Origin of the sequence: Pseudoalteromonas sp. P1-30, from assembly GCF_001400005.1 — a bacterium.
In the GTDB taxonomy this organism is placed as follows: Bacteria; Pseudomonadota; Gammaproteobacteria; order Enterobacterales; family Alteromonadaceae; genus Pseudoalteromonas; species Pseudoalteromonas atlantica.
This window is the reverse complement of the sequence record NZ_LKBC01000004.1, coordinates 137,832-156,751: the sequence shown is the minus strand read 5'-3', so window position 1 is coordinate 156,751 and position 18,920 is coordinate 137,832. Positions and strand designations below refer to the sequence as shown.

The 18,920-nt window shown below is 41.8% G+C and carries 16 protein-coding genes; 8 read left to right on the top strand and 8 right to left on the bottom strand.

The window, feature by feature from the left end:
* Positions 1-52: 52 nt before the first annotated feature.
* Positions 53-1,717, top strand: coding sequence for a GGDEF domain-containing phosphodiesterase (locus AN395_RS10180; protein ID WP_029771746.1), 1,665 nt, complete (start codon positions 53-55; stop codon positions 1,715-1,717).
* Between the two features lie 202 nt (positions 1,718-1,919).
* Here the strand turns inward: AN395_RS10180 and AN395_RS10175 are convergent, their stop codons facing one another.
* Complete coding sequence (locus tag AN395_RS10175) at positions 1,920-2,966, bottom strand: formimidoylglutamase (protein WP_054982936.1); 1,047 nt, start codon at positions 2,964-2,966, stop codon at positions 1,920-1,922.
* Positions 2,967-3,043: 77 nt separating this feature from the next.
* Entirely contained in the window at positions 3,044-3,541 is a 498-nt protein-coding gene (rraA, locus tag AN395_RS10170) for a ribonuclease E activity regulator RraA (RefSeq protein ID WP_004589330.1), read from the bottom strand.
* A 202-nt stretch (positions 3,542-3,743) separates the two neighbouring features.
* Between rraA and AN395_RS10165 the strand changes: the two genes are divergently transcribed.
* The 3 genes from AN395_RS10165 (at position 3,744) to AN395_RS10155 (ending at position 7,287) form a co-directional block, all read left to right on the top strand.
* The gene (locus tag AN395_RS10165; RefSeq protein ID WP_024031314.1) at positions 3,744-4,283 is read left to right on the top strand and encodes a phosphatase PAP2 family protein; all 540 of its coding nucleotides are present in this window, start codon (positions 3,744-3,746) and stop codon (positions 4,281-4,283) included.
* Complete coding sequence (locus AN395_RS10160; RefSeq protein ID WP_054982935.1) at positions 4,280-5,317, top strand: MJ1255/VC2487 family glycosyltransferase; 1,038 nt, start codon at positions 4,280-4,282, stop codon at positions 5,315-5,317. The genes AN395_RS10165 and AN395_RS10160 overlap by 4 nt, the downstream gene beginning before the upstream one ends.
* A gap of 89 nt (positions 5,318-5,406) precedes the next feature.
* Complete coding sequence (locus AN395_RS10155) at positions 5,407-7,287, top strand: methyl-accepting chemotaxis protein (RefSeq protein WP_054982934.1); 1,881 nt, start codon at positions 5,407-5,409, stop codon at positions 7,285-7,287.
* 31 nt (positions 7,288-7,318) lie between these two features.
* On the opposite strand, the gene AN395_RS10150 is transcribed toward AN395_RS10155, so the two are convergent.
* From AN395_RS10150 to priA, 5 genes are all read right to left on the bottom strand, one after another.
* The gene (locus tag AN395_RS10150; RefSeq protein WP_054982933.1) at positions 7,319-7,693 is read right to left on the bottom strand and encodes a gamma-butyrobetaine hydroxylase-like domain-containing protein; all 375 of its coding nucleotides are present in this window, start codon (positions 7,691-7,693) and stop codon (positions 7,319-7,321) included.
* Between the two features lie 62 nt (positions 7,694-7,755).
* Positions 7,756-9,084: an HslU--HslV peptidase ATPase subunit gene (gene hslU, locus AN395_RS10145; protein ID WP_004589335.1), complete on the bottom strand. Its 1,329-nt coding sequence runs from the start codon at positions 9,082-9,084 to the stop codon at positions 7,756-7,758.
* 11 nt (positions 9,085-9,095) lie between these two features.
* Complete coding sequence (gene hslV / locus AN395_RS10140) at positions 9,096-9,614, bottom strand: ATP-dependent protease subunit HslV (RefSeq protein ID WP_004589336.1); 519 nt, start codon at positions 9,612-9,614, stop codon at positions 9,096-9,098.
* Positions 9,615-9,693: 79 nt separating this feature from the next.
* The gene (locus AN395_RS10135) at positions 9,694-10,221 is read right to left on the bottom strand and encodes an SPOR domain-containing protein (protein ID WP_054982932.1); all 528 of its coding nucleotides are present in this window, start codon (positions 10,219-10,221) and stop codon (positions 9,694-9,696) included.
* Positions 10,222-10,232: 11 nt separating this feature from the next.
* Positions 10,233-12,419 carry a primosomal protein N' gene (gene priA / locus AN395_RS10130; protein ID WP_054982931.1) on the bottom strand — a complete coding sequence of 729 codons (2,187 nt, stop codon included), beginning with the start codon at positions 12,417-12,419 and terminating at the stop codon, positions 10,233-10,235.
* Positions 12,420-12,651: 232 nt separating this feature from the next.
* Here priA and rpmE point away from each other — a divergent pair, with 232 nt between their 5' ends.
* Together rpmE and AN395_RS10125 are read left to right on the top strand one after the other, a co-directional pair.
* Entirely contained in the window at positions 12,652-12,867 is a 216-nt protein-coding gene (rpmE, locus tag AN395_RS19355; RefSeq protein ID WP_004589339.1) for a 50S ribosomal protein L31, read from the top strand.
* A 520-nt stretch (positions 12,868-13,387) separates the two neighbouring features.
* Positions 13,388-14,629 (top strand): malic enzyme-like NAD(P)-binding protein, encoded by a 1,242-nt coding sequence (locus AN395_RS10125; RefSeq protein WP_054982930.1) that lies wholly within the window; start codon positions 13,388-13,390, stop codon positions 14,627-14,629.
* Positions 14,630-14,690: 61 nt separating this feature from the next.
* Here AN395_RS10125 and metJ read toward each other — a convergent pair whose 3' ends face one another.
* Positions 14,691-15,011, bottom strand: a complete 321-nt coding sequence (gene metJ / locus AN395_RS10120) for a met regulon transcriptional regulator MetJ (protein WP_004589341.1) — start codon at positions 15,009-15,011, stop codon at positions 14,691-14,693.
* Between the two features lie 268 nt (positions 15,012-15,279).
* On the opposite strand from metJ, the gene metB reads away from it, so the two are divergent.
* On the top strand, positions 15,280-16,527 hold the full coding sequence (metB, locus tag AN395_RS10115; protein WP_024032534.1) for a cystathionine gamma-synthase: 1,248 nt from the start codon (positions 15,280-15,282) through the stop codon (positions 16,525-16,527).
* 6 nt (positions 16,528-16,533) lie between these two features.
* The gene (metL, locus tag AN395_RS10110) at positions 16,534-18,879 is read left to right on the top strand and encodes a bifunctional aspartate kinase/homoserine dehydrogenase II (RefSeq protein ID WP_054982929.1); all 2,346 of its coding nucleotides are present in this window, start codon (positions 16,534-16,536) and stop codon (positions 18,877-18,879) included.
* Positions 18,880-18,920: the final 41 nt, after the last annotated feature.

Here is an 18,920-nt window from a genome sequence, read left to right as displayed (position 1 = left end):
GAGTATTTTGACTGACAGTAACTTTCCAATATTTTTTAGCGGCGCGCTGTTAATGGCGATGGTCGCTACGTTATTTGCGGTTAAAAATACCAGTATTAAATTTAGTTACTTATGTACAGGCGCTGTCGGTTTAGCCATTTTAAGTAGCGGGGCTGCTTGGTTAGCAATATTGCTCGCTTTTGGTTTTTGCTTTCATTTATGGCAAGCGTTTGAGCGTAATAGTTGGAGCATGATTATCACAAGCGCCGTTTCAGGGTTGCTATTTGTGGTGTTGTTTTCAGCGCATTTACTTATGGATGTGCCCCTATTTTGGGTGGTGGTGGCTATTATTCTGCTAGCGGTTGTAGGGCTAATGAGCGAGGAAGAAGAGCCCAAAGTTGAAGATTCGCATAACATTAATGAGCCTGAGCCGTACCAAGATGACTCTCCTCTTGCTGCATTTGCAGATAAACAGCAGTTACGCCAAGGCTATTACAGCTGGTGTAAAGAAAAACAGCTAGAAGCAGCACTGGTGATTGTTCGTCTAGAAGGGTTTGAGCAAGTTAATCAGCACATAGGCAGAGATTTTGGTGATTTGTTGTTGGCTCAATCGGCCAACAGAATAAAAGACTTACTAAATAACGACAACGTGATTGATTTAGGTGGCCAAGAAAAATTGGCGCATTTAGGCGGTCTTAACTTTGCCTTTATTTGCAGCTTAGCTGTGCACAAACATAGCCATGAACACATCATTGAGCAAATTATTGGCGCAACACTTAAGCCGTTTAACGTTGCTAATTGTACCGTAGAGGTAAAAGCAAGGGCGAGTTACGTTAATTGCGATGAGCAAGACGCTAACTTTGATAACTTAGTATCGTGTGCATACTTAGCCCTTGATAGTCAGCCTAAAAAAGCTGTGGTTGTGTACCATCAACAAATGATGGTTGAGCAACTTGAGCAGCAAGCCCGTTTAAAAGAGCTGGCTAATATTGATTTTGTAAGCGAGCTTGAACTTTATTTTCAGCCTATTATTCGCAATGACGACGGCCAAATTGAGTTTTTAGAACTTCTGTTGCGTTGGCAGCACCCTCAACAAGGTATTTTATCTGCCCACCGATTTATTGATGATATTCATATTGCGGGTTTAGCTTACCCACTGGCTAAATTTGTTATAGAGCGAGCTGCAGAGCTTGCCATGGCGTTGCGTATAGAGGGAATTGCTATACCGCTGAGCATTAACTTATTTGGCCCCGAAATGCTGAACGAAGAGTTTGTTGAGTTTGTAGATAGTGTGGTGAGTGAGCACAACTTACAGCACGGAGATTTAATTGTTGAATGCCCGCTGCATATATTCACAGATTTAGATAATAAGGGTCGTGCGATGATTGCCCGATTAAATAATATAGGTTTAAAAATATGCGTTGATGGGCTAGGCGATAACCCCATTGTTCTTTCTAAGCTGCCAAATCTAGCTGTTGAATACATTAAGGTGGCGCCATCGCTTACTGCAGATTTTAGCAATCAAAATAATATTCGCAGCCTAGTAGGCGGTATGGTTGAAATGCATAACCAACAAAATACCAAGGTTATTTTTGAGGGCGTTGAAACCTTAGACCAATTAAAGTTTGTAAAAAGTTTAAAAGCGCACGCAGCACAAGGTTATTATTTTGGCCACCCGTTAAGCAGCATTGGCTTAATGAGTTGGCTAAAGCAGTGGCAGGCTCACCAAACTCAATAAGTTTTCCAAGCTGCAATAATTATTTTGTAAGGAAAATTCTGCAATTCGCTGCGATAAGATTACTCACTTATGAGCGTATAGCGTGCAAAAGTGAGTTATACACCTGCCAATAGTAAGCTCAATTAACTCACCATTATTAGCTAAGCCAGTAAGGCAATTTGGCGGCCTTAAAAAATGCAGCGATTAATTAAGCTAATTACAATTAACGCGTTTTTGCATGTAAGTAGGCATTAACTAATGCACTAATAATTTGCCCACAGCTTTGCATACCTGCTGTTAACCCAGCAGGGTGATTTAGCGGTGCAGCTTCACACAAATGTAGGTAGCGGGCAGTGCTGTGTTTTGCTGTTAAATAAACATAATGCTCAGCATCACTAACGCTAAAGCCGCAGCATGTATACGCGCTGGCCGGTAAAAATGAAATACTGTCTAAGTCGAGTTCAATACCAAGTGGCGCATTATTAAACGCTGCTAAGGCGTGCTGTACGGCATCGGTTAGTGATATTTCTCGGCGTACATTAATAGCTTGATAGCTGTGAAAACTACATTGATTTTGCGCGATTAAGTCAAAAATGGCTTGGTTATTTTTTTGCTCATGCAGGCCAATAATATGATATTGCTGCAATGCATTTTTCTTCAAGGCATAGCTAAAGCCATTGCCGCTGTGGCGACCTTCGCAAGGCCGTAAATCTGCATGGGGATCAAAATTTATAGCGTTAACTGAAGCCCCACTATGTTTGCTTAAAGCACTGAGTATGCCAAAGCTATTATTGTGCCCACCGCCGATAATAATAGGCTCAAGGCCCGCATTAAATATAAGCGTTAATACCGCCTCTACTCGCTCATCTATTGTTGCGCATAGTTTGCGTAGTTGAGCCAGCTCTTCAGCATGCTGGTTATTTAAGCCTTGGGCTTGCGCCATTACATCATCAACGTCAATTTCGCCTAACAGCAATACCTGCTGGGTCGCGTTAAACTGGTTAACTGGTTGGTTCAAAAAGTATTGTAAAAAAGCGGGCCAAGCTTGATGTGAGCCGCCATTGCCTAAATTAGCGCGAGGGCCTATATCTTCACATATACCAATTAATACGTAGCGAATACCAAATTGCGCTGCATCGTTAAGGGCTTGTTGTACATTTACATGGGTGTCTAATAGGGCAACAGACTGCCAAGTTTTTGTTTCGTTAACGCGTGTGGAGCAATAGGGTTTAACGGCGTTTTCATCATACACTTTTAAGGTAGGGTGCACTGTGTTGAATCCGTGTTGAGCAGCAAAAATTATTCGTGGTGGCGTAAGCAGTGCTCTATTGAGCACTGCTTGTTACTTTATTCTTCGATAACTTCTAGTTCAAGTTCTTCTGCTGATAATACAATGCCAGTACTATCTGCATAGATAAAATCGTCATCAAAAAACGACACACCAGCAAAGTTAACGCCAATGCCATCTTCACCAGCGCCTTCGCTGTCGGCGGCCACAGGAATTGATGCAATCGCTTGAATACCTAAATCAATTTCTTCTAACTCATCTACATGACGCACAGCACCAAATACAATAATGCCGTTCCAGTTGTTATCAAGCGCAAGCTCTGCAAGTTCAATGTCGATAAGGGCGCGTCGTGTTGAGCCACCACCATCGATAAGTAGTACTTGATCAGTACCGTCTTGTGAGAGTATTTCACGGATCAGTTCATTATTTTCAAAACATTTAACCGTTTTAATTCGGCCGCCAAACGTGTGTCGACCACCAAAGTTGATGAACATCGGTTCAAGCACGTCAACCACATCGGCAAAAAAGTCACATAAGTCAGAAGTGCTGTAATCCATTATTTTATCCTCAAAGGGTACATAAGTTACCCTCAGTATACCCTCCTTATATGCAATAACAACGACTTAATAGCAGTAAATTTATTCAAAAAATACCGAAATTAGAAATGGCAACAATAGTGTCTTAAAAGCGTCACTCAATTGTTATTTTCTGCCACTAAGCTTTAACTATGGTTAGATATTGTGCAGCTAAGGGTAAATAATGAACGACAATAACGTGCTTAAAAAAATGGCTCAAATGGATGAACAACTCTTTTTAACTCTGTTTAATTATAATTCACCCAAATGGCTGAAAACGGCTGCACTTGGTTTATCTAAAAGTGGTAATGGTGGTTTATATTTACTTATGTGTGGCGCTATTTGGTGGCTAAGTACCAATGAGCAGCATCAGTTATTGCCAATATCAGTGTTACTGGGGTTTGCAATTGAAAGGCCTATTTATTTTTTAGCAAAACGTAGCTTTGGCCGAATCCGCCCCTGTGATTGCTTAGTCAGTAATGCGTATATTGTGCCTAGTGACAAATTTAGTTTGCCTTCGGGACACAGTGCAGCAGCATTTTTAGTTGCGGTAATATTGAGTCACTTTTTTGCAGAGTATGCGTGGCTTTGGTTTAGTTGGGCATCGGGGGTGGCGGTTTCTCGCGTAGTATTAGGCGTACATTTTCCGGCAGATATAATAATAGGCGCCGTTATTGGCAGTTCATGTGGTTTATTTGCGCTAGCTTTGGTGGTGCCTGTATGAAGATATTATACGGCATACAAGGCACAGGTAATGGCCACATTACGCGCGCCCGTGTTATGGCAAGTTGTTTTAAAGAGTTAGGTATAGATGTAGATTACGTTTTTTCAGGACGCCCTGAAAAAGACTACTTTGATATGCAGGAATTTGCTGATTACAAAACCTTTCGGGGGTTATCGTTTAGCACTAAAAACGGCCAAGTAAAAAGCTATCAAACATTAAAAAATGCCCGAGTGTGTAAGTTAGTTAACGATATAAAATCATTTAATGTAAAAAAATACGATTTCGTCTTAAATGACTTTGAGCCTATTTCAGCTTGGGCTGCAAAGCGCGCAGGCGTGCCTGTAGTTGGTATTAGTCACCAAGCGGCTTTTTTATCTAATAGTGTGCCTATGTTTGGCCGTGGTTTATTTAGAAAATCTCTCATTAAGCACTACGCGCCAGCAAGCACCTATTTAGGCGTACATTGGCAGCCCTTTGCAGATAATATTATACCGCCCTTTATTGCAAACCATGACCATGGCAATCCTGTCGCCGTTATGAATAAAGTGCTGGTGTATTTGCCCTTTGAGAACCTCGACAACATTATTGATTATCTAAAGGACTTCCCAGAAAAAGAGTTTTACTGTTACCACCCGCATGCGCAGGATAAATCCCTCGGGCATATTCATTTGCGCACTCCTTCACGAGCGGGGTTTTTAAACGACTTAGCAAATACCAGTGGCGTAATTGGTAATGCAGGCTTTGAGCTGGCAAGTGAGGCCTTAAAGCTTGGGAAAAAATTATTACTTAAACCTCTCGATGGTCAGTTTGAACAAGATGCAAATGCACAAACATTGCGGGCGATGAAAATGGCCCATGTAATGAATTATTTAAACCCGCAAGCGCTGGATGATTGGAATAGTGCCCCGCAAAACAAACAAATTAATTTTCCCAGTGATCCTGCCCCTTTGGTTAAATGGCTACTTAATAAACAGTGGCATGACACTCACTCATTGCATAAAAATTTATGGGGGAATGTTAATCTGAAAGCATGAGTTATATGTATAAAAAGTTAATAAAAAGTTCAATATAAAGCGCCAGAACGTACTACACTATTAGTGCATATTAAATATAGGTGTTTTCAATGAATTTTTTACAAAACTTAACCATTAAAAGGCGTTTGCAGCTTAATGCAGTGGTAGTCGGTCTGGCAATGGTCATTTTGTTGTGTGTGATAATTTATGAGTCGCGCGTAACACTCAATCTGAATAAAACAATTCAGCTTGCAGAAGAGCTCAACGTACATGCACTAGAGCTTAGAAAGCATGAAAAAAACTTTCTTTTTTACAAGCAGCAGGAAGCACTTACATCATTTGATAAGGATTTTAAACAGCTAAGCACTAAAATCAAAAAGCTGCAGGAGGTAATGCAACAGCAGGGCATTACCACAGCGCAAATTGAGCATTTTCATACGCTTATTACTAATTACAATAACAATTTTTCAGAGGTTGTTAGGTTACAGCAACAGATAGGCTTAAACCCTAAAGATGGGTTGTATGGCAAGCTCAGAACTGCAGTGCACGAAGTTGAGGTGCTATTAAAAGAGCAAGATAACTTTGAGCTTTTATCGGCAATGCTACAGCTGCGACGCGCTGAGAAAGATTTTATGCTGCGCTTTGATGCAAAATACTTAACTCGCTTTAACGAACTTATTAGTACGTTTAAACAAAAAATTACCCAAGCTGATTTGCAAAGTAGTTATAAGTCGCAAATAAGCCCTTTAATAGATACGTATCAAAGTGCTTTTCAAAATCTTGTAAAGGCACAAACGCAGTTAGGGCTCGATTTAGACTCTGGCGCACTAGGCGTTATGCGTATTAACGTAGAAAAAAGCGATCAAGTTGTTGGTCAAATTGTTGAGTCAACTAAGCTGGAAGTTGAGAAAAGCGTTGACCAAGCGCAGTTTATTGCCATCGTTGTATTTGTTATTTCGGGGATTATAGTGTTGGCGCTGGTGTACTTTACTAGCCACTCGATTATTGTGCCTATTGAGCGGGTATATCACACCATAAACGACATACGCCGTAATAACGACTTAAGCGTAATGATAGAGCAAACAGGTAATGATGAAGTTACCATTATGACCTCGGACTTTAATAGTTTAATAGGCGATTTTAAAAGCCTCATAAACGAAGTGAATACCGCGCTTAATACGTTAAATGTGGCAACAGAGCACTTATCTGAAAGTACTTCTGCAACAAGTTCAGGCATGCAAGAGCAGTTACACGAAGCGGATATGGTTGCCACTGCGGCTACGCAAATGCAGGCAACGATTCAAGATATTTCTCATAATACCGAAGCTGCCGCTAAAAAAGCAGAGTCAACCAATTTAAGCGCGCAGCAAGGGCGAAATGAAGTAGACTCTACGGTTAAGCAGATACGCGATTTATCTTCGTCGTTAGGTAACGCATCAAGTGTGGTATCGCAACTTGAAAAAGACGGTGAAACCATAGGCTCTGTGCTCGATGTAATCAGAGGCATTGCAGAGCAAACCAATTTACTCGCATTGAATGCTGCGATAGAAGCCGCTCGTGCTGGTGAGCAAGGGCGAGGGTTTGCTGTTGTGGCGGATGAAGTACGCTCGCTTGCGCAACGTACACAAGAGTCTACCAGTGAAATTGAAGGCATTATTAATACGCTTCAGCAGCGCACGCAAGAGGTAGTAAGTATTATGCATCAATGTCGCTCGCAAGGTGATGAAAGTGCTTCACAAGCTATTAAAGCGGGTGATTTACTCGGCGCTATTACCGAAGATGTGCAAACCATAATGGAAATGAGCACTCAAATTGCCGTTGCTATTGATGAGCAAAGTCAGGTGGCATCAGAGGTGAACAAAAATGTAGTACGCATCAGAGACATTGCCCAAGATGCCTCTGAGCATGCAGTTAATAATGCGCAAACCAGTGAAGAAGTCTCTGAACAAGCGCGCGTATTATTTGCGGCTATTGATAAATTTAAAGTGTAATACAGTGTAGCGTTTAAAAAGCCAATAAGGTTTAAGGAACAAACTTTATTGGTACGCTATCTTTGTTTTGTTCGTGCTCGGCAAGACGCGCTTGATATTTATCCCACAAGGTTTCGTGCTGCGCTTGTAGTGTTTCAAAGTAGCTCCAGCTAAATAGCCCGCTGTTATGACCATCATCAAAGTCTAATCTAAGTGCGTAACGCCCCACCGGTACAATCTTTTTTATACCAACATGTTGTTTATTAAGTACCAACTTCATTGGCTCTGCACCATGCCCTTGCACTTCGGCCGAGGGAGAGTGAACGCGTAAAAACTCGCAGCTAAATACAGCCATACTGTCATCATCAAAGTAAACATCTAGGTTTTTACTCACGCTATGATAATGCACTTTTGTTACGTGTTTCATTTTATATGTCCCATTAAAAAGCCCCCAATATGGAGGCTTTTAGTATAGTATTTTTGCCTACCTTATAAAATAAAGCGGCTTAAATCTTCATCTTCAACTAATGCGCCTAAATGTTTTTCTACATAAGCGGCATCAATAGTAAGGGTAGAGCCTGCTTGTTCAGATGCATCGTATGAAATTTCTTCCATTAGCTTTTCCATTACCGTATGTAAGCGACGAGCACCAATGTTTTCGGTTTTCTCGTTTACTTGCCAAGCGGCTTTAGCAATGCGCTCTATTGCATCATCGTTAAACTCAACATTTACTTGCTCAGTTTTAAGCAGTTCACGTTGCTGCTCAGTAAGTGAAGCATGTGGCTCGGTAAGAATTCGTTTAAAGTCATTAGCACTTAGTGCTTCAAGCTCTACACGAATAGGTAAACGACCTTGTAGCTCAGGGATCATGTCTGATGGTTTAGCCATTTGGAACGCACCTGATGCAATAAATAGCATGTGGTCGGTTTTCACCATACCGTGTTTAGTATTAACGGTTGAGCCTTCAATTAAAGGAAGTAGGTCGCGTTGTACACCTTCACGGCTAACATCTGGGCCTGACGAATCGCCACGCTTACAAATTTTGTCTATTTCATCAATAAACACAATGCCGTTTTGCTCTACTGCAAAAATAGCCTGCTCTTTTAGCTCTTCAGGGTTAACTAATTTAGCGGCTTCTTCTTCGGTTAATAACTTAAAGGCTTCTTTAATTTTTAACTTACGCTTAGTACGTTTGTCGCCACCCATGTTTTGGAACATGCTTTGCAGCTGGTTGGTCATATCTTCCATACCAGGAGGCGCCATAATCTCTACATTTGGCTGTGCTTGCGCTAGATCTATTTCTATTTCTTTATCATCAAGCTGACCTTCGCGTAATTTTTTACGGAATGTTTGACGAGTAGATGAGTTGTCATCGCGCTGTGTTTCACCGTATTGATCTTTAGCCGGTGGTAAAAGTGCATCTAAAATACGCTCTTCTGCTGCTTCTTCTGCACGGTGTTTAAACTTTTTAGTTTGTTGCTCGCGGGTCATTTTAATTGATACATCAACTAAATCGCGAATGATAGTCTCTACTTCTTTACCAACATAACCCACTTCAGTAAATTTAGTCGCCTCTACTTTAATAAAAGGCGCATTAGCGAGCTTAGCTAAACGGCGGGCAATTTCAGTTTTACCGACACCGGTTGGGCCAATCATTAAAATGTTTTTAGGGGTTACTTCGCTGCGTAAGTCATCGTTTAGTTGCATACGGCGCCAGCGGTTACGCAGGGCAATAGCCACGGCTTTTTTAGCATTAGCTTGACCAATAATATGCTGATCTAACTCGTGTACAATTTCTCTTGGGGTCATAGCAGACATAATGGGTCCTATTATAATTCTTCGATTGTTTGGAAGTTGTTGGTAAATACACAGATGTTGCCAGCAATGGTCAGGCTTTTTTCTACGATATCGCGAGCGCTTAAATCGGTGTTTTCTAATAGGGCAGTGGCTGCTGATTGAGCAAAGTTACCACCGCTACCAATGGCTATTAAATCGTTTTCTGGCTGCACTACATCACCATTGCCGGTGATAATTAGTGAAGCAGTTTCATCTGCAACCGCAAGGAGTGCCTCAAGCTTGCGTAAGGCTCTGTCGCTACGCCAGTCTTTGGCCATTTCTACAGCGGCTTTAGTGAGGTTACCTTGGTGCATTTCTAGTTTGCTTTCAAAGCGTTCGAAAAGGGTAAAGGCATCAGCAGTACCGCCGGCAAAACCAGCAATTACTTTGCCATTATAAAGGCGTCGAACTTTACGGGCGTTGCCCTTCATTACGGTATTACCAAGTGAAACTTGGCCGTCGCCACCAATTACTACTTTATTGTCGCGGCGTACACTTACGATAGTGGTCATGTTATTCCTCATCATCAAGCTGCGGGGGCAGCTTGTAAAAAACGATTATGATGAGGTTATATGGGTGAATGGACTAATTTCAAGTCCAGCCCCAAATTCCGCAGCTAACAACATGCACTCGCTTGAGTTTGTTTTTGTCGCTTTCGGCTTGGCGCTTCGTTTTATAAGGGCCTAAACGCACTTTATACCAAACACCATTAGTACCTGTGGTCTTTTTAATTTCAGAAATTAAGCCCTCAAAGGCAATCTTAGCTTTGAGGGTTTCGGCTTGTGCGTGTGTTCTAAACGACCCACACTGCATAACATAGGGGCCTTTTTGCTCAATTTCTCTTACTTCAACTTGGATCTCGTGCTCTTTAATTTCTTCAATGAACTTAGGAGCGCGAGGTTTAGCTATTTCTACTTTTTCAGCTGTTTTAGGGTGCGCCTGCTGCTCAACAAGCTCAGGGTCGGCGTTATTTTTAATAAACCATAAGCCGTAAGCAAAGCCGCTTACAAGCAAAACAGTAATAACAACTAAAAGTATAGGAAATGGTTTTTTAGCAGGGGCTTGCTTGGTGTTTTTTCTACCCGCTGGTTTTTTATTAATATAATCGTGCTGTGCCATTTGGCTTTAACCTAAATCATGTCTATAGGGTCAACATCAAGGCTCCAGCGCACTTTTTGTGCAAGTTTGCTGGTGCTTAAATAGTCGACCATTTGCGCAAGATACTGATGCAATACTTTGCGGTCTTGCGCTTGAATATGCAATTGAAACCGGTACATACCCGCCACTCTTTCTAGTGGGGCAGGGATTGGACCGAGCAATTGTATACCAGATACACCGTTAACAGGAACCAAATCCGTCAAAAAATCGACAACGAGCTTAATACTGTGCCCTTGTGCTCTAACTATAGCCATATTAGTAATGGGTGGAAGGTCGGCATCATCACGCTCACTTAAAGCAAAACGGGCAAAATCTTGGTAGCCATTATTTACTAAGTCTTGCAATAAAGGGTGTTCAGGAAAGTGGGTTTGCAGTAATACTTGGCCTGGTTCGCCAGAGCGACCCGCGCGCCCAGCAACTTGAGTTACCAGCTGGGCTAAATGCTCTGTGGCTCTAAAATCGCACGAGTACAAGCCGCTATCTACATCTAATATAAGCACTAAGCTAACATCGGCAAAATGATGACCTTTAGCCAACATTTGTGTGCCCACTAAAATACGCGCCCCGCCTTGGTTTATCTCCTCTAAGGCTTTTTCTAGGCTCCCTTTACGGCGGGTTGAATCGCGGTCGATGCGGGTTACGGGTGTATCGGGGAATTCACTCGATAAAAATTCTTCAATTTGTTCGGTGCCTTTACCGTTAGGAAAAATTTGTGTGCTACCGCAATCAGGACATTGGTGAGGTACCGGGTGTTGCTCCCCACAGTGGTGGCAAATCATTTGGCCAATGGCTTTATGAAAGGTTGCGCTGGTGCTGCAGCGATTACACTCACTCAGCCAACCGCATTCGTGACAAATTAGCGTAGGAGAAAAGCCACGACGATTTAAAAACACCATAACTTGCTTACCACGGTTTAAATGTTGGCGCATAGTGGCAAGACTTGCGTGTGCAATACCCGCTTGGTCGGGCTGGCCTTTCATATCAAGCAACATAAACTGATTATCGGTCGCAGTTTGTGCGCGCTCTGTAAGGCTTAAAAGTTGGTATTTGTTGTTTATAGCTTTGTGCAGTGTTTCGAGCGCAGGGGTGGCACTGCCTAAAATAAGCGGTATTTTGTGCTGAAATGCCCGATAAGCTGCTAAATCGCGTGCGTGGTAGCGTAAGGTATCCTGCTGTTTAAATGAAGAGTCATGCTCTTCATCAACCACTATCATTCCTAACTTTAAAAAAGGTAGAAAAATACTCGAACGGGTACCTATTACAATTGCGCAGCTGCCTTTTTCGCAAAAACGCCATGTTTGCAAGCGTTCGTTATCGGTTAGGGCAGAGTGCCATAGCATAATTGGCGTATCGGGAAAGCGACGACGAAATCGGTTAACAGTTTGTGGCGTTAAGCCTATTTCAGGCACCAATACTAAGGCTTGCTCGCCACGTTTAAGGACTTCTTCTAGGCATTGTAAATATACTTCGGTTTTACCACTGCCTGTTACACCTTCTAATAAAAAGCTTTTAAAGCCAACACTTTGATTTATTGTAGTGCACGCTACGGCTTGCTCTTTATTAAGTACTGGCTTGGTGCCGACTGTGGGCGCAACGCTTTGCCATTGATTATCATGCTCAATGCTTTGGGTTATAAGCTCTTTATCTATTAAGGCATCTATTGTTTTTTTACTAAAGCCGAGCGCTTTTAGCTCGGTTACCGACGACTTACCGGATTGCGCGAGTTGCTTTAGTAAATTTAACTGAGTTTTCGCTTTTAACGATGGAACCTTTGCGCCTTTTTCGGTAAGGCTAACCATGTTAATGCTGGTTTTATCTGGGTTTTCACCTTGGCGAAGCGCACCTGGCAGTGCAGTGTGTATGGTTTCGCCGAGCGGATAGCAATAATAGCGTGCAGTAAAGCTAAGCAGTTCTAAATGCTGTGATGATAAAATAGGGGTTTGGTCAATAACCTCAGTAACCGCTTTAATTTTGTTCTCTGGCACGTCGGTATGCGTTTTAAGTGCAAGAACAACCGCTACTTTCTTTTGATTGCCAAAAGGCACTAAAACACGCATCCCTGGCATAATAGGCGCCGAGGGCGAGATGAGTTGTTCATCTATTTTATAATCAAAGGTGCGTGGTAACGGAACTTTAATAGCAACTTCAACAAAACGCATAACAACTCATGTGATAAAGGGTAATAGCTTAATGTACTAAAAATAAGGCTAAAAACCTACATACAAATGGATGCGGTAGCGCTGGTTGGTTACTTTTTTGGCAAAAAGCGTAATTAAAGCTTGTGCGGGGCAAGCTAGTTGGATAAAATCCGCGGCCTATAAATTTGTTTTAACGACGTATGGTGCCAGACTTCGGGTTTGGAGAGCGATGCGGCCTTAACTAGAGGTTCCTATGAAAGAAGGTATTCACCCTAAGTACGAAGCAATTTCTGCAACATGTTCATGCGGAAACAAATTCGAAACTCGTTCTACTCTTTGTAAAGACATTCACCTAGACGTATGTTCTGCGTGTCACCCGTTTTACACTGGTAAGCAAAAGATTTTAGACACTGGCGGCCGTGTTGATCGCTTCAACAAGCGCTTCGGTGCACTTAGCAGCAAGAAGTAATTATTGCTGTTTAGTAAAAAAAGCACCTTCGGGTGCTTTTTTTGTGCCTAAAATTCATCATTTTTACTAAAAAATCACCGATTGTTGCCGTACTACGTATGCATAACTATTTCCTGTTCTTATTCTGAATATGCATAAACCTTTGCAGACAAACTCACAATTCTTCTCTATATTTTTTATACGTTAATTTTTAACCAAGCTGCTAAAAGTGCTTATCGTGGCGATATTTGTTTTTAACGGTGATAAACGCGCCATATTGGTGCATTTTACTATTTTAATATTCTGCTATTTTAGAAAAATATTGGCAGGGCAAAATGAACCTCAAAAAGCACTTTTTGAATGAATTTTTATTTGTTTAATATTGATAACTTTTAGCGAAGTTGCTGATAAATCACTTAAAATTAACGGATATAGCATATAACAGGATAGACCTGATATTGCTTGGAATTTAAAAATAATAAGAGTATCTTAGCCCCATACTCCCTCTCACTTAACTTAAATTGCAGGATACCATCGCGTTATGTCAGATTTTCGTGAACAAGCATTACACTACCACTCTCACCCCGTTCCAGGCAAAATCAGCATTGAGCTAACAAAACCAGCCGAAACGGTGCAAGATTTAGCATTAGCATACAGCCCCGGTGTTGCAGAGCCTGTGCGCGAAATTGCAGCAGACCCAGCCAATGCATATAAATATACCGGTAAAGGTAATATGGTTGCGGTAATCAGTAATGGTACGGCAATTTTAGGTTTGGGTAATTTAGGGCCATTAGCCTCTAAACCTGTTATGGAAGGTAAGGCGCTTTTATTTAAACGTTTTGCTGGCCTAGATTCTATTGATATTGAAGTTAAGCATCGCACCACCGAAGACTTTATAAATACAGTGGCTAATATTGCCGACACGTTTGGTGGTATTAACTTAGAAGATATTAAAGCGCCAGAGTGTTTTGAAATTGAAAAAGCACTTATTGAGCGTTGCAGTATTCCGGTTTTTCATGATGACCAACACGGTACCGCTATTGTAACTGCGGCAGGTATGCTTAACGCCTTAGAAGTGCAGGGCAAATCAATAGAAGATGCCATTATTGTATGTTTAGGTGCAGGCGCAGCAGCGGTTGCTTGTATGGAGCTGTTAATTAAGTGTGGTGCACTGCGCGAACATATTTATATGCTAGACCGCAAAGGGGTTATTCATACTCGCCGCGATGACTTAAACGAATACAAACAGCTTTTTGCTAACAATACAGATAAGCGTACTCTACAAGATGTAATTGCTGATGCTGATGTGTTTGTAGGTGTATCGGGTCCTAACTTACTTGCACCTGAAGATCTAAAACTAATGGCCGATAAGCCAGTGGTGTTTGCATGTTCAAACCCAGATCCTGAAATTGCACCTGAGCTTGCGCACAGTGCACGTAAAGACTTAATTATGGCAACGGGGCGTTCTGATTTCCCTAACCAAGTTAATAATGTTTTATGTTTCCCGTTTATTTTCCGTGGTGCACTTGATGTACGTGCAAGCGCAATTAACGATGAAATGAAAATAGCCGCTGTTGAAGCTATTCGTCGCATTGCTAAAGAGCCAGTGCCTGAGCAAGTATTAAAAGCAGCGGGTGTAGAAAAGCTCGAATTTGGTGCAGACTACATTATTCCTAAACCTATGGACCCGCGTTTATTACCACGTATAGCCAAGGCGGTTGCTATTGCTGCTGTTGAATCGGGCGTGGCACAAATTGACTTACCGGAAAATTATATGGCGTAATATATAGCGCTTAAACAAAAAAACCTCAGCATGCTGAGGTTTTTTTGTTTAAAAAGACGTTTTATTCTTCGTCTAAAATAGGCACTTCTAAACCCATTTCTTGCATTATTTTTTTAACTTCTTCAGGTACTTTTTCTGCGTTATCTTTACGTAGGTCATCATCATTAGGTAATGGCTGGCCTGTAAAGGCATGCAAAAACGCTTCGCATAGTAACTCGCTGTTTGTTGCATGACGCAGGTTGTTTATTTGACGACGTGTACGCTCATCAGTTAATACTTTTAATACATTTAGCGGGATCGAAACGGTGATCTTTTTAACTTGCTCTGATTTTTTCCCGTGTTCTGCGTATGGGTGAATATACTCACCATTCCATTTAGCCATAAGATGTATCGTTGCCTCAGATTATTAATTTCTCACACGGCGTAAAAAGCGTGTAAATATGCGTGAAATTCTATCGTTTTAAAAAAGATAGTCAAATAATAGATAGCAATCTATCTTAATAAGCTGGCTGTAATAGTAAATACAGCCTCATTGAAGTTTTACACGTCTGTTATTTTTAGCCATCTAGAGCTTTAAATTCTTTGACTTATTATAATGGATAACTTACTCTTTTAGACGTCTAAACATCCAAATTAATCAGGTGACGAATATGAGCGAAAAAAACAAAGCAACCATTGCTGTACGAAATGGGGTTGATGCCGATAAACATCATGGCGCCGTTGTACCGCCAATTTATTTATCGACGACTTATTCGTTTGCCGATTTTGATACTAAGCGCGCATACGACTATGGACGCAGTGGTAATCCTAATCGCGATATTTTAGCTGACACTCTAGCAGAGCTTGAAGGTGGCGCACGCGGAATTATTACTGCTACGGGCATGGCAGCAGTGCACTTAGCCACACAGTTATTAAATAACGATGATACATTGGTTATTCCTCACGATTGTTATGGCGGCAGCTACCGTTTATTTACGTCTTTAGAAAAGCGCGGCTTGCTTAAACTTAAAGTACTTGATTTAACTAAACCAGAAAGCCTAGAACAAATTTTAACCATTAAACCTAAATTAATTTGGATAGAAACACCAAGTAACCCTGTGCTGCGCCTAACGGATATTAAAGCCGTGACGGATATAGCAAAACAGTGCGGTGCATTAGTGGCCGCCGATAACACCTTTTTATCACCGGCATTACAAAACCCAATTAAGTTTGGCGTAGACATTGTTGTGCACTCAACCACTAAATATATAAACGGCCATTCTGATGTTGTAGGCGGTGCAGTTGTTGCTGCAACACAAGAGCTTGGTGATGAGCTTGCTTGGTGGGCCAATAACATTGGTATTACCGGCGCACCATTTGATAGCTATTTAACGTTACGTGGTTTACGTACTTTAAATGTGCGTTTAAAGCAGCACCAAGAAAATGCCCTGGCAATTGCTAAATACCTAGAAAGCTCTGAGTATGTTAGCCAAGTTTACTACCCAGGCCTTGAATCGCATCCTCAACATGCGCTTGCTAAAGCCCAACAGCTTGGGTTTGGCGGTATGGTTAGTTTTGATATTAAAGGCGATGTGAATGATGCTGCGGCGTTTTTAACAAGCCTTAAAGAATTTAGCTTAGCAGAATCGTTAGGTGGGGTTGAGAGTTTAATTTGTCATCCTGCGACCATGACTCACGCAGGTATGGAAGCTCAAGCACGTTTAGAGGCGGGTGTGGGCGATACGCTAATTCGTATTTCGGTCGGTATTGAAGATGTAGAAGACCTACTGGCTGATTTCGAACGTGTATTTAACTTAGTTAAACCTGGTCAAAATAAAAATGTAGGGCGTGTTGGTAAAGCTGCAGGCAATGCCAATGGTGATGTAAAGCAGCAGGCTGCTCATCCAGCTTTGTGGTGATTGAGTATGGTAAAAAGTGTACATAAATTTGGCGGCTCGAGCTTAAGCTCGGGCGAGCGCTATCAAAGTGTGGCAAAAATAATTATTGGCCACACACAGCCTGGCGATTGCGTGGTTGTATCTGCTGCGGGTAAAACCACCGATACATTGGTTTCGCTGTGGCAAAGTTATCAACAACAAGATAAGCAAGCCGTTGCTGATATTTTGCTGCAATTGAGTAATCACCAAACGGCATTAATTGAAGAGTTATTAAAAGCCGATGCTAAACACACGGCTTTAGCTGTGTTAGCGCAAGAGCTAAGTGATGTAGCGGAGCAAGCCAGCAAGCAGCAGTTGCAAGAGGCGGCCTTACTGGCGCATGGTGAGCTGTGGTCTGCGCGATTATTAGCAGCCTATTTAACGCAATTAAACATTCAAGCGTGTGCTCATGATGCTAGAGCGCTGTTTAGTGTAACAAGCGGGGAGCTTTTGCATGCGCAAAACAAACAGCAATGCAGCCAAGTTATTGATGCAAATAAAATTAACGTAGTAACAGGGTTTATCGCAGCAAGTGCTGATGGTAAAACAGTTACGCTTGGGCGCAATGGTAGTGATTACAGCGCCACCTTATTGGCCAATTATTGCGACGCACAAAATGTATGTATTTGGACTGATACGCCAGGGGTCTTTAGTGCCGACCCACGTAAAGTTGAAAAGGCGATTAAGTACAACAAGGTGTGCCGTGAACAAGCTAACTTATTAGCTCGATTGGGTAACCCTGTGTTACATGCTAAAACGCTTTCGCCTTTAAAAAACAGTAATATTAAACTGGCTGTACGTAGTAGTTTTGATGTGCAAACTGCTCCTACCGATATTGTAAAACAAGGCAAAGCTAAGCAAAAACGTTTTATTACTACATTACAAAACGTTGATTTATTGCTCGTTGAAGGCCTTAACGCGGGTGAAGTGGCGCATGTTAGCCAGCTTATTCAGCACAGCCTTCATCATTTTATACATAACGGGGGTACATACTTAGTTGTGCCCGCGGGTGCAACGCATCAAGTAGTGAGTTATTTTGCTGGGCGAGCAAATATAAGCGAGTCTAATTTAAATGGCTGCGCGGTGGTTGCGCCTACGCAAGATGTTTACACATTAAGTACATTAGCGGCTGAGGTTTTAAATCAGCAAAGTATTCACCCTCGTTTTATTCATCAAGATACAGGCTATACATTGCTGTTAACTGATCAGTTAATAGAAAGCGATGTACTTAGTTTATTGCACGAAAAATTAATTAATAAAGGCCAAGAAGTTGCCCTGGTTGTGGCTGGCTTAGGTAATGTAGGCGATGAATTTTTAAGCCAGCTAGATGCTCAATTTAAGCGTTTGTCGGGCGATTATAGTATTAAGCTAGTTGGGTTAATTCGCTCGCAACATATGCTATTTAATGCCTCGGGTATTACGCTTGGGCAATGGAAAAAACAATGGCAGCATAATGCCGTTGCTTATGAGCAGGCGGATTTATTAAGTGCATTAAACGAACTTGATTACGAGCACAAAGTTGTTGTTGATATAACGGCAAGCGAGCAATTTAGCCAATTATACACTGACTTTGTTGAGCGAGACTGCCATTTAATAAGTGCTAACAAGTACGCGGGCACTGCTGCATCTAATTGGTATAACGCGCTGCGCCAAAGTATTAGCGAGCGTAACTTGCATTGGCGCTACAACACCAGTGTTGGGGCTGGATTGCCGATTAACTTTGCGTTAGCTGATTTACAAAATAGTGGCGATAAAATTACCCGTATTGAAGGTGTTTTCTCGGGCACACTCTCGTGGCTATGCAGCAAATACGATGGCAGTGTGGCATTTTCTGACCTTGTTCTTGAAGCGCAAAAAATGGGCTTTACAGAGCCTGATCCTCGCGAGGATTTATCGGGCCGCGATATGCAACGTAAATTGCTAATACTTGCGCGCGAGCTTGGCATTGAATTAGATTTAAATGATATAAGCTTACAAGCATTAATGCCTGATGAGTTAGCCCAAGGTTCATGGGATGACTTTTTAGCGAATAAAGATAAGCTAAATGCCTTTATTAAACACCATGCCGATGCGGCAAATGCGCAAGATGCTGTACTTAGGTATACTGGTTTATTAGCATTAGAGCAGGGTAAAGTATCGGCGAAGGTAGGTATAACTTATGCGCCTAAAGGGGACGCCTTAGCTAACTTAACACCTGGCGATAATATCTTTGTTATTAATAGCCAGTGGTACAACGAAAATGCCTTAGTAATACAAGGCCCAGGGGCAGGCAAAGAAGTGACCGCCGCGGGCGTGCACTCTGATTTATATTGGTTAGTTAAAAACTTAAAATAGCGCAGCAAATATTAATAGTAAAACGGCAGCTTGTGTAAGCT

What these genes read in the sequence shown, in the direction of transcription:
- AN395_RS10180 (WP_029771746.1), top strand. Translation starts at nt 53, where the DNA reads ATGGCGATGGTCGCTACGTTATTTGCGGTTAAAAATACCAGTATTAAA.
- rraA (WP_004589330.1), bottom strand. Translation starts at nt 3,541, where the DNA reads ATGGATTACAGCACTTCTGACTTATGTGACTTTTTTGCCGATGTGGTT.
- AN395_RS10165 (WP_024031314.1), top strand. Translation starts at nt 3,744, where the DNA reads ATGAACGACAATAACGTGCTTAAAAAAATGGCTCAAATGGATGAACAA.
- AN395_RS10160 (WP_054982935.1), top strand. Translation starts at nt 4,280, where the DNA reads ATGAAGATATTATACGGCATACAAGGCACAGGTAATGGCCACATTACG.
- AN395_RS10155 (WP_054982934.1), top strand. Translation starts at nt 5,407, where the DNA reads ATGAATTTTTTACAAAACTTAACCATTAAAAGGCGTTTGCAGCTTAAT.
- AN395_RS10150 (WP_054982933.1), bottom strand. Translation starts at nt 7,693, where the DNA reads ATGAAACACGTAACAAAAGTGCATTATCATAGCGTGAGTAAAAACCTA.
- hslU (WP_004589335.1), bottom strand. Translation starts at nt 9,084, where the DNA reads ATGTCTGCTATGACCCCAAGAGAAATTGTACACGAGTTAGATCAGCAT.
- hslV (WP_004589336.1), bottom strand. Translation starts at nt 9,614, where the DNA reads ATGACCACTATCGTAAGTGTACGCCGCGACAATAAAGTAGTAATTGGT.
- AN395_RS10135 (WP_054982932.1), bottom strand. Translation starts at nt 10,221, where the DNA reads ATGGCACAGCACGATTATATTAATAAAAAACCAGCGGGTAGAAAAAAC.
- priA (WP_054982931.1), bottom strand. Translation starts at nt 12,419, where the DNA reads ATGCGTTTTGTTGAAGTTGCTATTAAAGTTCCGTTACCACGCACCTTT.
- rpmE (WP_004589339.1), top strand. Translation starts at nt 12,652, where the DNA reads ATGAAAGAAGGTATTCACCCTAAGTACGAAGCAATTTCTGCAACATGT.
- AN395_RS10125 (WP_054982930.1), top strand. Translation starts at nt 13,388, where the DNA reads ATGTCAGATTTTCGTGAACAAGCATTACACTACCACTCTCACCCCGTT.
- metJ (WP_004589341.1), bottom strand. Translation starts at nt 15,011, where the DNA reads ATGGCTAAATGGAATGGTGAGTATATTCACCCATACGCAGAACACGGG.
- metB (WP_024032534.1), top strand. Translation starts at nt 15,280, where the DNA reads ATGAGCGAAAAAAACAAAGCAACCATTGCTGTACGAAATGGGGTTGAT.
- metL (WP_054982929.1), top strand. Translation starts at nt 16,534, where the DNA reads ATGGTAAAAAGTGTACATAAATTTGGCGGCTCGAGCTTAAGCTCGGGC.